14 protein-coding genes are annotated in these 15349 nt (G+C 47.4%); 2 read left to right on the top strand and 12 right to left on the bottom strand.

The window, feature by feature from the left end; genetic code table 11:
• Nucleotides 1–201: 201 nt before the first annotated feature.
• The gene (locus SPK40_RS02705; RefSeq protein WP_036747821.1) at nucleotides 202–438 is read left to right on the top strand and encodes an RNA recognition motif domain-containing protein; all 237 of its coding nucleotides are present in this window, start codon (nucleotides 202–204) and stop codon (nucleotides 436–438) included.
• Nucleotides 439–617: 179 nt separating this feature from the next.
• Here SPK40_RS02705 and SPK40_RS02700 read toward each other — a convergent pair whose 3' ends face one another.
• The 12 genes from SPK40_RS02700 to SPK40_RS02645 all read right to left on the bottom strand — a co-directional run bounded on the left by SPK40_RS02700 (nucleotide 618) and on the right by SPK40_RS02645 (nucleotide 14568).
• Nucleotides 618–1070, bottom strand: coding sequence for a hypothetical protein (locus SPK40_RS02700; RefSeq protein WP_330959330.1), 453 nt, complete (start codon nucleotides 1068–1070; stop codon nucleotides 618–620).
• A 119-nt stretch (nucleotides 1071–1189) separates the two neighbouring features.
• Nucleotides 1190–1570, bottom strand: a complete 381-nt coding sequence (locus tag SPK40_RS02695; RefSeq protein WP_330959329.1) for a hypothetical protein — start codon at nucleotides 1568–1570, stop codon at nucleotides 1190–1192.
• 412 nt (nucleotides 1571–1982) lie between these two features.
• The gene (locus tag SPK40_RS02690; RefSeq protein WP_152547891.1) at nucleotides 1983–2303 is read right to left on the bottom strand and encodes a hypothetical protein; all 321 of its coding nucleotides are present in this window, start codon (nucleotides 2301–2303) and stop codon (nucleotides 1983–1985) included.
• Between the two features lie 239 nt (nucleotides 2304–2542).
• The gene (locus tag SPK40_RS02685) at nucleotides 2543–2959 is read right to left on the bottom strand and encodes a DUF6678 family protein (RefSeq protein ID WP_330959328.1); all 417 of its coding nucleotides are present in this window, start codon (nucleotides 2957–2959) and stop codon (nucleotides 2543–2545) included.
• A gap of 211 nt (nucleotides 2960–3170) precedes the next feature.
• Nucleotides 3171–4298 carry an HNH endonuclease gene (locus tag SPK40_RS02680; protein ID WP_330959327.1) on the bottom strand — a complete coding sequence of 376 codons (1128 nt, stop codon included), beginning with the start codon at nucleotides 4296–4298 and terminating at the stop codon, nucleotides 3171–3173.
• Complete coding sequence (locus tag SPK40_RS02675; RefSeq protein ID WP_036747836.1) at nucleotides 4295–5002, bottom strand: OmpA/MotB family protein; 708 nt, start codon at nucleotides 5000–5002, stop codon at nucleotides 4295–4297. The genes SPK40_RS02680 and SPK40_RS02675 overlap by 4 nt, the downstream gene beginning before the upstream one ends.
• Before the next feature lie 9 nt (nucleotides 5003–5011).
• Nucleotides 5012–6694, bottom strand: coding sequence for a MotA/TolQ/ExbB proton channel family protein (locus SPK40_RS02670; protein WP_248140536.1), 1683 nt, complete (start codon nucleotides 6692–6694; stop codon nucleotides 5012–5014).
• A gap of 461 nt (nucleotides 6695–7155) precedes the next feature.
• Entirely contained in the window at nucleotides 7156–7689 is a 534-nt protein-coding gene (copI, locus tag SPK40_RS02665; RefSeq protein WP_330959845.1) for a copper-resistant cuproprotein CopI, read from the bottom strand.
• Between the two features lie 151 nt (nucleotides 7690–7840).
• The gene (locus SPK40_RS02660; RefSeq protein ID WP_330959326.1) at nucleotides 7841–10969 is read right to left on the bottom strand and encodes an efflux RND transporter permease subunit; all 3129 of its coding nucleotides are present in this window, start codon (nucleotides 10967–10969) and stop codon (nucleotides 7841–7843) included.
• Entirely contained in the window at nucleotides 10966–12675 is a 1710-nt protein-coding gene (locus SPK40_RS02655; RefSeq protein ID WP_330959325.1) for an efflux RND transporter periplasmic adaptor subunit, read from the bottom strand. Before SPK40_RS02655 ends, SPK40_RS02660 begins: the two co-directional genes overlap by 4 nt.
• Nucleotides 12676–12694: 19 nt before the next feature.
• Nucleotides 12695–14002 (bottom strand): TolC family protein, encoded by a 1308-nt coding sequence (locus tag SPK40_RS02650; RefSeq protein WP_330959844.1) that lies wholly within the window; start codon nucleotides 14000–14002, stop codon nucleotides 12695–12697.
• Between the two features lie 155 nt (nucleotides 14003–14157).
• Entirely contained in the window at nucleotides 14158–14568 is a 411-nt protein-coding gene (locus SPK40_RS02645) for a hypothetical protein (RefSeq protein WP_330959324.1), read from the bottom strand.
• Between the two features lie 228 nt (nucleotides 14569–14796).
• Between SPK40_RS02645 and SPK40_RS02640 the strand changes: the two genes are divergently transcribed.
• A complete protein-coding gene (locus SPK40_RS02640) occupies nucleotides 14797–15330 on the top strand; it encodes a hypothetical protein (RefSeq protein WP_330959323.1) in 534 nt (177 codons plus the stop codon).
• The last annotated feature ends 19 nt before the right edge of the window (nucleotides 15331–15349 follow it).

Below are 15349 nucleotides of genomic sequence, written 5' to 3'. Positions count from 1 at the left end.
AATCTGTTGATGGCATTGATTGAGCCAAACATAGCTTTAAAAGTGTCTGTCCCGGCATTCCTGACAGTTCCTCTGGAATTGCCTGATATACAACTGATTGCAATAAATGCAACTATTTGGTGTCAAAATCAAACTATCGCTTGGTGGCAACTGTCTTTACTGAGACAATCTTCACCGTTATTTCTATACCAACGGACAACCATGAAACTCTTAGTTCGCAACCTTGCACGCACGACAACCGAACACGACATTCGCAAACTGTTTTCTGAATACGGTGCAGTCGCTGAATGCACTCTCGTTTTAGATCAGGAAACTGGTTTATCGAAAGGCTTTGCTTTCGTCGAAATGCCTGACGATTCAGAAGCAAAATCTGCGATTGCCGCACTGAATCTGACAAGCGTTGCCAAAAGCAAGATTCGAGTTAAAACAGCTCAATAAAACAGATTCTTAAACCAGCTGAAAATGCTGGTTTTTTATTGCCCCCAAAACTGCGTAACGCCTGGCAAGGGGGGCAACACATGACCATTCAACTCAAACACAGCAACCCGAATCACCGCTATTCAAAGCGACGGGGAACACCAAACCCTGACAGTCCCTTTTGAGCCGTTGCTATGTGTTTACTCTACGTATTCTTGTTCAAACACTATCCCATTAAATGTATGCGTACAACACTTACAGAATGGTCGTAATGTTGACTCGTTTACTTCAGGATTAGTCACTTTCAGAATACCCAGTTCATCGACATATAAGCCACTATAATAACTACTTTCACCAAGACGAACATAGTCTTGAGCACTATCAAATTCTAATGATACCAGCCAGTATATGGGTTCTTTTTTATCGAGCCTCGAAGCTGCCTCACTAAACACCAAATCCCACTCATTTCCTACTTTAGAAAGAAGAAACTTAAACAGTGGTGTGTAATCTAAACCTCGTCTCACTCCTTTTCTCATACCAAAAGCCGTATCTTTTCTTCGACTCTCTCGATAATCACCACCATGACAATGATGGACATCATGAATTCTGGTATTAACCTTTCGATATAAAGGCTTCTTCTCAAAATTTTTCACTTCAGCCTCTCGAACACAGAATGAATGACATGGACTCCCCCTCTTCAGGCTTTGCCACTCTTGAAAATGTCCACTTCCCCTTTAGCGAAAATACAAAAACAAGCACGTAGTCATTTGTGTCAGGTGACTACACTTGTTAAGCATTTATTTACGAATTCTACCGCCCCGAAGCCGCCACCAGAACCCTTTACAACGAAGTAATAGCTTTTACCAGGAACCAATGGCAAAGGTTTAAAAACCTCATCAAACCCCTCTGGTAACTGCCCATATCTAATGCTCTCTACTTTCTTATAATTCCCATTTATTTCCCATACAGGTTCGTTATAAGCGAAGCCTTCACCTTTTGGCTCTGCGACGAGTACATACTCAATTTGTGGAAGCCCTTTTAAAAACGCAACATCTACATTGCATTCGCTATCAATTTTTACGTCTAGCTCTATCTCATATGAGCAAGCAACTAAGAATAAACCGACGATGATTACAGAAAAGTAGTTAGACATACGTAACCTATGCATAACGAATTGCATGAACTCCCTCTACTCAGACTTTGCCACAATTGGAAAGTCTGACTCTTAATCACCGGAGGTCACCATGTCAACATCTGTTGATGGCATTGATTGAGCCGAACAAAGCTTCAGTATCCACGATGAGATTAACCAAGGCAAAGTGCGACTCTAAAAATAATAATACGACCAAAAGTCCTTGAAACTTTGCAAACATGCCATCCGCCATCATCGGTATGGAAGCCTGACAGGGCAAAGGTACCTGTCCCGATATTTGCAATGGTTTTCAAGTGGCTGCCCCCGTCATGAACTGTAAAAATCTCGCGTCTTTTCCTCTTTTGATCAGCAAGCAGAGCAACGGCCACCTTATCTACGCATGTCTACGCAAAAGGAAAGGTCCAAAGCCGCTTTAATCACATTGTTCAACAAAGGCCCAACGAGATGCGCTTGTCATCGTTCCGTTCAGTTTTACTTTTTCTTTCGCTGCAATTTCAGTAATACCGAGTGATTGTGCGTTCGCTTTCAGATATTTCCCAAATTGTGCATTCCAGGAGACAGAAGGCGGTACTTTCTTATTCTGGTGAAAACCACCCATGTAATTTTCAATAATATCAGTGGTTAGTACAGATGGAAGTTGCTTTTCATGCATCTCAGCAAGGACATCCATTAATCGGTTCGTATCTACAGAAATATGTTCAGCCATCATTACCTGCCTGTTCTTGATGTACATTCACGTTTCCTCAACAGATTTCACCACACTGGGTCAGTCTGACGAAGAAATCTTTGGTGGTCTTCATATCACAATCGGCCAACGTATTCATAAAGTTGAATACAACTTCAATGTCCGGCTGGGAGGCGCATCTCGCCTTTCTTCAGTAACCGCCCTCTTCCATGACTGTCCCGCCATTCAACAAGTGATATTGCTTCGGCTTCCCACTTTAGGTGCCTGTCCCGATATTTACTGCCTTGTCATACGAATTCTATCTCTTGGTTTGGCCATTGGTAGCCCCAAACTCTTAATGACTCACCCTCAATACTAAAGGGAATGCAATTACTCTTGAGAAGGCTGATATAGTACTCGGTTTTGTCCGTGACTTTATCAGGAAGCACATTGCCCCGATGTTCTTTATTAATTGGATATATTTCGAGCCACTCAATATATTTGTATTCTGGAAGATGGTAGTACCAGTCACCATCCCATTGAGGTTCGACTTCTCGTTTATCCCTTAGGCAGCGTACACGCCAAACAGGTTTACGCTCAGTCTCTTCGAGCATCAAAGTTCGGAGCTTTTCCCATTTCGTGTTGTTCATAACTTTTATAAGAGATTCACTAATGATATAGCGCTCTAATCTTCTGCGATCTTTGAGCTGATCTTCAGTATCCATAATTCGTATTCCGAATGACATGAATTTCCCCCTATCAGGCTTTGCCACACTTTGAAAGCCTGACTCTTAATCACCAGAGGTCACCATGACAAAATTTGTTTATGGCATTGATTGAGCCAAACATAGCTTCAGTATCCACGGCAAGGATCATCAAGGCAGATGTTGAACCACAGAACTGCTAACAAAAGTGTCTGTTCCAGTATTTTTAATCTTATCTAGTAGTGGACTTTTTGTTCTTTCCAAAAAAGCTTAATGCTTCCTCTAAAGACAAGATAGTCCAACCAGCCACCTCCACTGGATCAGACAAAACGATACCGAACTTCCTTTGAAGCCAAGCCAGCTCCAAAAGAAGAGGTGAGGTGCGATCAGCTACATTTAGTAAGTACCCGACTTCAGGAGCTTTATAACCTTTCTTTTCACAATGATTTAAAACACCATGCAAAGAGAGGTCTGCTTTTTTCTTCACCGTATTCCAGTCACAATTTGCATAGACATTCTGCTCACCTCGTAAACGATTTATTGTTAACATATCTTCATGTTTAATAAACATATGGCCATGAAATGGTTCTTTCCTATGACAATCAGCACAGAGTGCTATAAGATTTTGAGGTGAATTATCTGACTTTTCACGATTGCGATGATGTACATGTAGCAATCTTTTAGCTTCTTTTAAATCAACTGAACAATATTGGCAAACATAGTTTGATTTTTTTCTGATATCCGCTGACACGCTTTCCCAGTCTTCTGAGTATCCTTTTTTTGCTAAAGAAGCATACTGTTTGGGCAGCTTTCTAAACAAAGAGCTATAGGTGGAAAAGAACTCTTCAATGTCAAATTGATTAACTATTTCGTTTCTTTCACTAACTGTTGCATTAGCAGAACCTTGGTAATTCAAATGATTCAAACAAAGCTTACATACATTTAAGCCAGCCGTACCCTCTAGAAATTGTTTGTTCGCACAATGACCATAAATAGGAAACTCACCAGAAAAATTATTCGTGATTTTATAGCGTTCTTCAAAACTATTTTTTCTCCTCATTTCATCTAACTTTGTACAATCTGCCACATGAAACTTGTTACCCTCAGAACCATCAAGTAAAGCTTTTTCAACTTTAAAGCCATGATCAGGAATAAAAAGTATAACTTGTCGTCCTTTTACACTAAGAATTCCTTCCTCAGAAGTTAAATCCTCTATATCAACGTCAACCCCACTTTCGAGTTCATCATCAAACTCTATATCTCCATCTTGCCAAACTGTTCCAATGTCAAAATCTGTAACTTCAGCCCCCATTTGATGAACACGCGCCCAAAGAGAAGATAAATCGACGCTGAGTTTCATGACTCTTCCCCTTGTAAAATCTGTTTAATCTGAATATCCGCATTAGTTAACACACGAAAGCTTACCCTTCGTGATCTCACTTTATTCTCTGTACCATTTTCATCATAAATCAACTTTGAAGAGGATAAGCCAACTGCTGAAAAATGACTTTTCACCCAAACACTATAATTACTGGTGATTTTTAAACTATACACATATCTAAGCACTGACCTAGTTCTTTCTTGAGATAAACGCATATTTTCAAAATATGCATCATCAGCGTTTAAAGAGTTCCAATCACTGCTCGTATGCCCTTCTATCCTAATTTCATTAATAGATTCTTTAAATGGCATTAAGATAGTCATATATCTTGGGAAAAATTCATCGAGTAGACTCCTATAATCGGGGCTAAGCATTGAACTTCCTTCCTTAAATAAGACTTCCGGGGCTTTAAAAGTAAATGTCAATGTGTCTTCATCAATATCAGCATTCCACCTAGATAAGTCTTGGCTAAACTCCGTCTGCAATGCTTCATATATAGCCACCTGATTGTCTTGATATGCTACTGCGACTTCCTTTATTTTATCTCTCTCCTTGAATGCATTCTGCATCAACGCAATAGCAATAAATAAGAAAACCATCATTAGTCCGGCCATTAGATCTGACACAGATAACCAATGGGACTCATCCTGTTCTGAACTCTTTCTATCAAATACTGTTGACATCTATCCCACCTACGCTTGTTGAGCAACGATATCAGACATTTTTTTGACCAACCGGCTATAGTCCTCTGTAAAACGTCCACTAATCGAGGTCAATGCTGTCCCCATTGACTGCAATACTTTCTCGATTTCTTCTCCCATTGTTTGGTCAATCATGTTCACTTGTTTTTGAACCGACTCTCCGGTGTTAGATAGAGCTTCTTCTATTGTTTTTTCCAATCCAGCGAATATTCGGTCAGCTTGTTTTCTATGTTCTAATGCTTGTTCTTCAATGGTAGATGATAAACTGTTTTTCATTTGTTCCATACTGTCAGAAAATGAAATCCTTACCTTTTCCGTATCCTGAATGATTTGTTCGCTTGCTTCTCTATAATTACTATTAAGTGTTTTGCTACCTTGCTGAATTTCTAAAATCAAGCTATGCATTTGACTGTTTATATCTTCTAAAGTTTTTGCAAACCTCTCTTTAATCTCTTCACTCGAATTTGCTGTCGCCTGGGCTGATTCTGTTAATGCCGCACGTGTTCGATCGACCGTATCTCTATAATTTTCAGCGCCTTCAGATATAACAGCCTTTATGTGCTCGCTACTTTCAACAATTCCGACGGCTAACTTATCACTTGCCTCTCTCGCTCCTGAAATCGCTAATTCAATTTGTCCTCTGATTTCTGGCACAGCTTCTACTGCTTTATCTCTAACATCTTTAAAGGCATTTAAATGACTATCAAGTTCTTGAATTTGGTGTTGATTCACTTCCATAATTTGCTTAAGGACACTCATAGTCTCTGGTATATTTTGGGCTTCTCGACTGATATTTGAAACTGATTCCTCAGTTTTAGCAATAGCTAAAACTCCCAGATCGTATTGTAATTTCATGTCGTTCAATTGATTTTTGTAATTCTCTTGCCAAATAACTAGTTCTTTCACTGCTTCATTTAGATCTGAAAAATTCTTTCCAAATTGTTCGGTGAGCTTGCTATTGAAGTCCTGAATTACTTGCTTTAATGCATCAATAACTTGTTCTGTCGCCGATTTAGACATCATATCAGCAAATTCTTGTAACTTCAGCCATAGTTCTTTTTCAAATTCATTAAATGTGTTCTGCTGTGATTTGGAAATAGATAGTAATTCTGTCGTGTTTTTTGTTATTAGATCAAGAAAAATCCCATTATTCTTATAATTTTCGTTAATATCAGATCGGGTTAATTTTATCTGACCGACTAAGCTTGCTTCATCATTCTCTGAGATAGACTTTCTTAGCAGTGATATACCATCCAATTGTTGATTCATAACTTTATAAAGGTCAACAATATCTATATCTTCTTCAATGGTTCCACCATCTTCAACTTTACTTAGTACACCCGACGAGATGAAAACTTTATAAATAATAGAAAGTAACATCCCCGCTAGACTAGTTATAAATGCCGTTTTTAATCCTTCTAGTAGCGGACCAACACTATTATCAATATCACTTGTATCAAAGTCGAGTAATCCTGAGATAATCCCTGTGAAAGTACCCAATATACCTAAGGATGTAAGTAAAGTAGGCGTGTAATTTGTGAATGCATGATGCTTATCTGATTTCTTCCATAGTAAAGATAAACAAAAAATAAAAACTAAAGTAACCAGAAAAAAATCAGTAATCGAAGATGCATTAACACCTTTCAAATAAAATTCAAAAATAGAAGTTAACATTCCTTTCCATCCAATACGTAAATATTATTAATTTATTTTTTATAACAAGTCACACCAATAAATTAAACTTTATAAACATTTATTCCAATTTAATCACCTCATTAATAGAAATTTAACATCAATTCATTTAGTAAAATGCCCGGAATTTTTGATGTATGCAGTCCAATCTTGTGAATAATTCAGAGACATTCTTTCTCCGTATAATGCTTGATTCTATGCAGCCACATCATGTTGCTTACCTCATTTCACCCCAAAACCACAACCCACCCACGCTACCGCCCTTAACACTGAAGTCACTGGCAGTTGAGCTGTTCTGCCGCAGCCATCCTATTCAGTTATGGGATAGGTTTCACTAAACGGTATGTTTTGGATTGCATATCTGTGCTTTGGGGCAAGTTCTGCGGCGAAAAAAAAGGAGGCGATGCCTCCTTTGTCTGTATCATCGATGGATTATGTGTGGCTTACTGCACCACCACGCTTTTCACCATACCGGCTTCGGCGTGGCCGGGGATATTACAGGCGAATTCAACGTTCGGTTCACCGTGGAAGTGCCAGAGCAGTTCCTTCGCTTTGCCCGGTTTGACGGTCACGGTAGATCCGCTGTCGTGGTCGTGACCAGAGGTCATTTTGCGCATCATCTCGCGGTGTTTGAGTTGTTCTTCCATTGAACCAATGGAGAATTCATGGTCGATTTTGCCGGTGTTCATCACCACAAACTGCACAACGTCATTCGCTTCGATGTTCACTTCTTTCTTGAAACGGATTTTCATGTCATCCGACAGCAGGACATACACCACTTTGTCTGGCTTTGCGCCTTTGGCCGGCATACCGACGGCAGTCATGCCTTCCATATTCATCATCGAGTGATCCATTTTGGCATTATCCATTTGCGCATGACCCATTTTAGAGTGGTCCATACTGCCATGCGCTTTTCCGTCCGCCAGAACCGGGGTAGCACTGAGTGACATGATCAGTGCGAGTGCTGTCTTTTTCATGCCAGCTTTTTTCATCACTGCTTTCATCGTCTTGTTCATTGAATGATTCATTCTGTTTTCCTTTTTAATTTACACGCCTGAGTTGCTTATCTTGCTTCGTTGTATTGGATTCAATCCAGCTTCTGCTCACAGAAGAAACCGGTTCGAACGTTTAGTTTTGGGTTTGAATTTCTCTGCGTTTCCAGAGTTTGAATATGGCCGGAATCACCAGTAGGGTCAGTATCAGGGCCGACGCCATGCCGCCAATCATCGGGGCTGCAATGCGCTGCATCACTTCCGAGCCGGTGCCGGAACCGTACATGATGGGGACCAGACCAATAATGACGGTACTGACGGTCATCATCACCGGGCGAACCCGCAATCCGGCACCTTCACGGATAGCATCGGTCAGATCTTCCGGCTGCAACGATTGCTGTGTTTCTTCAGCCCGCAGCTTGCGGCCATGCCAGGCCTGATTGAGGTACACCAGCATGATCACACCAATTTCGACCGCAACCCCGGCCAGCGCGATAAAGCCAACGCCGACCGCAATGGAGAAGTTGTAGTGCAGGACATACATCAGCCAGACACCGCCGACCATCGCTAACGGCAGCGTCGCCATAATGACCAGCACTTCACCGAAGCGCCGGAAGCTGAAATACAGCAGCAGCACGATGATCATCAAAGTGATCGGCGTGACCACGCTCAGCCGTGCTTTGGCGCGTTCCATGTATTCGTATTGCCCGGACCAGGTCAGGGAGTAACCGGCGGGCAGCGACAGTTCCTCCGCCACCACTTGCCGGGCTTCGGCAACGTAGGATCCCAAGTCGCGGCCTTCAATATCGACAAACACCCAGCCGTTTGGCCGTGCATTCTCGGTTTTGATCATTGGCGGGCCGTCTTCGTAACGGATATCCGCCACATCTGCCAGTGCAATACGGGCGCCATTCGGGGTCACCAGCGGCAGGTTCTGTAACTTAACGACAGAGTCACGATAATCCTGCGGATACCGGACGTTGATCGGATACCGTTCCAGCCCTTCAATGGTTTCTCCGACATTCATCCCGCCGACAGCCGACGCTATTACTTGCTGGACATCCCGGATGTTCAGACCGTACCGGGCCGCCTGTCGGCGTTTGATATCCAGCGTGACATAACGGCCACCGGCCACCCGCTCGGCATACACCGAGGCCGTGCCCGGAATCCGGTTGAGGATTGGTTCAATCTGAGCACCGATCTTTTCAATGGTCTTCAGATCCGGTCCGGCGATTTTGATCCCGATGGGGGTTTTGATCCCCGTTGCCAGCATGTCAATCCGGGTTTTGATCGGCATCACCCAGGCATTGGTCAGGCCCGGAAACTGGACCAGCGCATCGAACTCCTTCCGCAAAGAATCTGTGGTCACACCTTCCCGCCACTGATCCCGGGGTTTCAGCTGAATCACGGTTTCGATCATGGTGAGCGGTGCCGGATCGGTCGCAGTTTCAGCACGACCGATTTTGCCCCACACAGTGTCCACTTCCGGCACGGTTTTGATCAGCTTATTGGTCTGCTGAAGCAATTCGCGCGCCTTCCCCACGGAGATCCCCGGATAGGTGGTCGGCATGTACATCAGGTCGCCTTCATCCAGCGGTGGAATAAACTCACTGCCCAGTTTTGACACCGGGTAATAAGCCGAGGCTAACAACACCAGTGCCACCACAAGCACCGATTTCGGGTAGTTCAGGCTGAGGTTGAGCAACGGACGATACAAAGCCACCAGCCCGCAGTTCACCGGGTTCTTATGCTCGGGCATCACATGGCCGCGAATGAAGTAGCCCATGAGCACCGGCACCAGCGTAATCGCCAGACCGGCCGCGGCGGCCATGGCGTAGGTTTTGGTGAAGGCCAGTGGCGAGAACATCTTGCCTTCCTGCCCTTCCAGCGCAAACACCGGCACAAAGCTCAGGGTGATGATCAGCAGCGAGAAGAACAGCGGCGCACCGACTTCTTCGGCCGCTTTCCCGATCACCTGCCAGCGGTTTTTGTCCGTGAGCGGCGTTCGCTCAATGTGCTTGTGCACGTTCTCAATCATCACGATCGCGCCATCCACCATGGCGCCAATGGCAATCGCAATCCCGCCCAGTGACATAATATTGGCGTTGATCCCCTGCCAGTGCATCACCACGAAAGCTGCCAGAATGCCGACCGGCAGACTGAGCGCAATGACCAGGGATGAGCGAATATGGAACAGGAAGAGTGCACAGACAATGGCGACCACGATGAACTCTTCCGCCAGTTTCTTCCATAAGTTCTCAACGGCGGCATTGATCAGCGTGGACCGATCGTAAGTCGACACAATCTCAACCCCGTCCGGCAGGCTGCGCTGAAGTTCGGCCAGCTTGGCTTTCACCGCATCAATCACCTGACTGGCGTTTTCGCCGTAGCGCATCACAATCACGCCCCCGACGGCTTCCCCTTCGCCATTCAGCTCGGAGATCCCCCGCCGCATCTGCGGGCCGATATTGATGTCAGCAATATCCCCCAGCAGTAAAGGCGTGCCTTTCGCCGTCACTTTCAGAGGCAGTGCTTTGAGATCGTCAACCCCGGTCAGGTAACCGGTCGTTCTGACCATATGCTCGGCCTCGGCCACTTCAATGACCGAAGCACCGGTTTCCTGGTTGCCGAACTGAATGGCCTGATTCACCTGCTGAAGCGTCAGGTCATAAGCACGCAGCTTGGCCGGATCGATCTGCACCTGATACTGCTTCACCATGCCGCCGACCGTGGCCACTTCAGACACCCCGTTCACGGTTTGCAGTTCATACTTCAGGAACCAATCCTGCAGACTGCGCAGCTCCGCCAGATCGTGCTGACCGGTTTTGTCCTGAAGCACATAGCTGTAGACCCAGCCCACCCCGGTCGCATCCGGACCGAGGGTCGGTTTGGCGTTTGACGGCAGTTTCGGCGCGACCTGACTGAGATACTCCAGTACGCGCGAACGTGCCCAGTACATGTCGGTATCATCGTTGAAAATGATGTATACGTAGGAATCGCCGAAGAAGGAATAACCCCGGACCGTCACTGCACCCGGCACCGCCAGCATGGCTGTGGTGAGCGGATACGTGACCTGATCTTCCACCACCTGGGGTGCTTGTCCCGGATAACTGGTTTTGATGATCACCTGAACATCCGACAGATCCGGCAACGCATCCACCGGGGTATTTTTCACGCTGTACAAACCGCCCAGTGTCAGAAACAACGTAGCAATCAGCACCAGAAAACGATTCTTCAGCGACCAGTGAATCACAGCCCCGATCATTGTTCACCCCCTGCTTTTTCTAACTGCCTCAGGGTGTATTCACCCCCATCGCGGGCGATCAGAAACCGGACGGTCTGACCTTCCGAAAAAGCGGACAGGTCAATGTCGTCACCAACGGTGAAGTTCATTTCACCCGGTTGCCACGACCACTCCGGAACAGCCGGATAAGACAGTGTGATCATACCGAAGTCTGCCATCAGCATAGAGATATCACCCGTCACCCAGACTTCACTGGCGAGTGCCTGATCCTTCACCTTGTAATCCATGATCTGGTACTGACCCGCTTCGGTTTTGGCAATCTCGAAATCCAGTGCCTGTCCTGCTTTCAGATCCGACATTTCCAGCGTGTCTGCCAGGGTAAAATTCATCACCATGCCCGGCCAGTTCCATTCCGGGACCGGCTGATGATTGATGGTCAGCATCCGGTGCCCGGCCATGACTTCCGTAATTTCTCCGGTTGCCCAGACACTCTCCTGCGCGGCTTCAACCCCGTTGATCCGCGACAGATCCGCACGCTGACTGGATTCCGAATCCAGCAAGAAATGCGCTGAAGTCACCACACGGTCCTGCGATGTCAGTCCCTGTCTGACCTCAACACTGCCGTTGGCTTCACGGCCGGTCTCAATGCGTGCGGAACGATATTTGCCTTCGCCTTCTGCTATCACCACACGAGCCATTCCGCCGGAACGAATCACCGCAGAAGCCGGGATCGTCAGCACGGCATCCTCCGTGACCGGTTCCAGCGTAATGTTGGCAAACATGTTCGGCTTCAGCGCACCGGCTGCATTGTCGAAGGTCAACCGCATTCTGAGTGTTCGCGTCTTGGGATCGAGGATCGGATAGACATAGTCCACGTTGCCCTGCCAGCTTTTTCCGGGAATAGCATCCAGCCGCATACTGGCCTGACTGCCCTGACGGATCCAGTGAGCCTGACGTTCAAACACTTCCGCATCCACCCAGACGGTATTGAGCGGACCGGCACTGATCACGGCCTGTGCCGGTGACAGATATGCACCTTCCCGGACATTCAGTGTGGCAATCACCCCATTGGCCGGGGCTTTAATTTTCACCGTCTGAACCGCTTTCCCGCTGCGGGCAATTTCCCGGATCTGTGCTTTATCGACGCCCAAAGCGACCAGTCGTTCAAACGCCCCCTTGATCAGGCCATCCCGCTTGGTCCGGTAAGCATTGAGCAATTCTTCCTGCGCTTTCACCAGCTCCGGAGAATACAGGGTGAACAGCACATCCCCCTGCTTGACCTGCTCACCAACCGCATTGATATACAGCTTTTCAACCCAGCCGCTGACCCGTACATTGGTCTGCCACAGATGACGCTCATCAAAGGCGATATACCCCACTGTTTCAATCCGGGGGGACAGCGGCTGCACCTTGGCCTGCTCTGTTTTCACGCCCAGATTATTTTCAACCGACGGATCAATCCGGACGGTACCCGGCTTGTTTTGCGTGCTGCCCGCGTCCTCTTCGTACACCGGAATCAGATCCATCCCCATCGGAGACTTTCCCGGCTGATCACGCTTGTAGTTCGGGTCCATCGGTGCCACCCAGTACAGGGGTTCTTTCTTGCCGGACTGTGTGGCCTCACTCGCATTCACTGCCATGGCGTGCTGATTTAAAGTCTGACTGCCCAGATAACCCAGACCGCTGCCGATCAGGAGTGCCAGTACGGTGATTGTCATTGTTTTCATTGTTGCTCTCCTTGCGAATTCAGTCTGAGAGACCAGGGGTCATCAGCGACGGCGCAATCGCCCGCAATGCCGGACCACCCAGTAAAAATGCCAGGTTGCTGCTGGTCTGGTTCAGGTCGGTGGTTAAACGGGCCATCTCAATTTCCAGCGCCAGCACATCACTGGCTGCGGAAATCACATCGCTGAACTGCGCAGTATTGTTCTGATAGCCCCGCTCCACCGCTTTGGTCCGTTCTTGTGCCTGCGGCAATAAGCGGGACTGATAGCGGGTGAACCTTTCCTGCTGATTCACCCGATCGGCAATCAGCGCATTCGCTCTGGCGTTCATCTGCGCAAGGAGGAGATCTTTCTGTGATTTGGCCGCACCAATCTGATACTGGGCCGCGGCATGCTGACGATCCTGTCGATTGTCAGTAAACAAAGGTAAATCAACGGTGAGATACGCGCTGAGCAAATCAGATGCCGGTTCACCTTTCATGTTTTTTGCCTGTCGGTAGGCATACATGACTTCAACCCCAAACTGAGGCTGATAGGCTTCTCCGGCAATGTCAGCCTGCGTCTCACTGGCCGCAATGGCGGTGTCGGCCACCTTCACCATGGGATGTTGATTGAGCAGCGCATAATACTGATTCGGTTGCGGCTGAGAACGCAGTAAGGTATCCAGATCCTGCCAGTTCAGGCTGTTCGTGGCAGTGAACGCGGTGGTTTCTGAAAGCCACGCAGATCCCAGCCACTCCGACATCTGGGCACGCAGCTTGCGCTGCATCTGCTGGTTGGCCTGAATTTTGTCGTCCAGTTTGCTAACCTGAAGCTGTGCCTGCAGCAAGTCCTGCGCTTCATTCTGACCGACCGAATAATTGGTCTGAATATATCCGGCCAGCTCTGACATCAGTCGCTGGTTTTCCCGCAGCAGCCGTTCGGCCTGCTGCTGATAGCCCAGCTCCAGCCATAACTGGGTCAGACTGTTCGCGACTTCCCGCTGTCTGACCTGACGCTGCCAATCAACACCGTCTGCCTGCTGGCGCATTTTGCGGGCCTCAAGCGTCAGGGTATCCCCCCGTGCGAACTGTTGCATCAGCCCGACGGAGATATTCGTCATGGGGTCTTCGTCAAACTGAAAACTGTCGAGAGGCAACCCGCCGACACCCATTTTCAGTTTCGGGTCCATCTGGGTGGCACTGGCAATCGCCGTTTCCCGCAACGCATCAGACTGCGCGGAAAGGCGTTTCTGACTGGCATCATTGCTGAGTGCCAGTGCGATGAATGTGGGTAATGATACGGGCTGAGAGACCGCCTTCACAGGCAGTGCTGTCGTCTCCGCCGCCATCAGCGGCGACGCAAACAGCCCGAGCGCACTCAATGAAAGTGCGAGTAAGCTCGATTGTTTTTTCACAATGAAATCCACGGTGACTGCCGTTCAACGGCAGAGCAACAACAGTCACCGCACTTCTGTCACGGTGACACGACGTACAAAACGTGGATTTAAGCGATCGGAGGGCGGAACAATGACTGAGCCGTATGCACCGCAGCAACAACAGGCTCCGCAGGCCGCACCGCGAACCGGCTCTGGAGGGAAGAAAATGAATGGTACGAAGGCAGGACCATGGCTGTCCCGCAGGCAGCGGTGCAGCAGGTATGCATGCTCTGATCATGCGAACAGCCGGCTTCAGGCTGCTGCGCAACACTTTGATGATCGGCATGGCTGTTGTGGGACATTTGCGCACAGGGATTGTGGTCAGCAGACATGCTGTCACTGATCATGGCGTCATTGTTCATGACGTCACGGATCATGCTGAACGTCATCACGGACGTACTGTTCGCCACACCGGACACAACCAGTGCCAGCGCAGTCAACACAGCAATCCACATTGTCCGAACAGATTTCCGACGCATAACCAGCCTTCAATTTACAATCCCGGCCACCATAAAGCTTTCCCTAAGGGGAAGGTCAATATTGATGGAACAATCTATATCAAAAATATGTGACGGATAAAAAAGGTCAAACACAAAAGTACCACACACACCGTTTATTCCCGTTTGTCTTATGATTGCGACAATCGCTGGCCATCTCACCGGGACAAGACGGTCATACTCAACAGGAAGTTTCAACGGAGCCGGCGCATGCGAACATGGTCTATCCCAACATGGCTGGTGGTTGCTATCGGGTTATTGCTCAATATCATTTCGGCGTTAATGACCAATTTCTACATTGATACCGCCACCATGGATGCAGGCCAGCTACTCCAGCAGCAAAGTAGCAATGACAAACTGATCAGTCTGACCTGGCAGCAGATTGAATCAATCGAGCGGAAACGGGAAGTCACCCTTTCGCTGCTGACGCTGAGTCAGTCCAGCCAAACACAGCTGCCTGAAGCGGTACAAAATGAGTTACTCCGGGAACTCCACGCCTGGCAAGCAATGCGGTTTGAGACCCTGACCCTGAGCACCCTGCCCGACATCATGACCGCCATGAACCGCGAACAGGAACAACTCAGGGAGAAAATCAATCAGCTGTATATCGAGAACCTCACCCTCGGGGAGCAATATACCGGGCTGATGTCTGATATCTCCGGCCTGAGAAACCTGGCGCTTTTTCTGCAAATCATTGGCCTTGCCATGGTCCTGGCGCGGGATTTAAGCCGGAAACAGGGCTGAGCGGACAAATTTAAAATTG

Origin of the sequence: Photobacterium sp. 53610 (assembly GCF_036409375.1) — a bacterium.
GTDB lineage: Bacteria > Pseudomonadota > Gammaproteobacteria > Enterobacterales > Vibrionaceae > Photobacterium.
The sequence above is the reverse complement of the archived record's forward strand: the minus strand, read 5'-3'. Positions and strand labels throughout refer to the sequence as shown.

What these genes read in the sequence shown, in the direction of transcription:
- SPK40_RS02705 (WP_036747821.1), top strand. Translation starts at nt 202, where the DNA reads ATGAAACTCTTAGTTCGCAACCTTGCACGCACGACAACCGAACACGAC.
- SPK40_RS02695 (WP_330959329.1), bottom strand. Translation starts at nt 1,570, where the DNA reads ATGTCTAACTACTTTTCTGTAATCATCGTCGGTTTATTCTTAGTTGCT.
- SPK40_RS02690 (WP_152547891.1), bottom strand. Translation starts at nt 2,303, where the DNA reads ATGTACATCAAGAACAGGCAGGTAATGATGGCTGAACATATTTCTGTA.
- SPK40_RS02685 (WP_330959328.1), bottom strand. Translation starts at nt 2,959, where the DNA reads ATGGATACTGAAGATCAGCTCAAAGATCGCAGAAGATTAGAGCGCTAT.
- SPK40_RS02680 (WP_330959327.1), bottom strand. Translation starts at nt 4,298, where the DNA reads ATGAAACTCAGCGTCGATTTATCTTCTCTTTGGGCGCGTGTTCATCAA.
- SPK40_RS02675 (WP_036747836.1), bottom strand. Translation starts at nt 5,002, where the DNA reads ATGTCAACAGTATTTGATAGAAAGAGTTCAGAACAGGATGAGTCCCAT.
- SPK40_RS02670 (WP_248140536.1), bottom strand. Translation starts at nt 6,694, where the DNA reads ATGTTAACTTCTATTTTTGAATTTTATTTGAAAGGTGTTAATGCATCT.
- copI (WP_330959845.1), bottom strand. Translation starts at nt 7,689, where the DNA reads ATGAAAAAGACAGCACTCGCACTGATCATGTCACTCAGTGCTACCCCG.
- SPK40_RS02660 (WP_330959326.1), bottom strand. Translation starts at nt 10,969, where the DNA reads ATGATCGGGGCTGTGATTCACTGGTCGCTGAAGAATCGTTTTCTGGTG.
- SPK40_RS02655 (WP_330959325.1), bottom strand. Translation starts at nt 12,675, where the DNA reads ATGAAAACAATGACAATCACCGTACTGGCACTCCTGATCGGCAGCGGT.
- SPK40_RS02650 (WP_330959844.1), bottom strand. Translation starts at nt 14,002, where the DNA reads ATGGCGGCGGAGACGACAGCACTGCCTGTGAAGGCGGTCTCTCAGCCC.
- SPK40_RS02645 (WP_330959324.1), bottom strand. Translation starts at nt 14,568, where the DNA reads ATGCGTCGGAAATCTGTTCGGACAATGTGGATTGCTGTGTTGACTGCG.
- SPK40_RS02640 (WP_330959323.1), top strand. Translation starts at nt 14,797, where the DNA reads ATGCGAACATGGTCTATCCCAACATGGCTGGTGGTTGCTATCGGGTTA.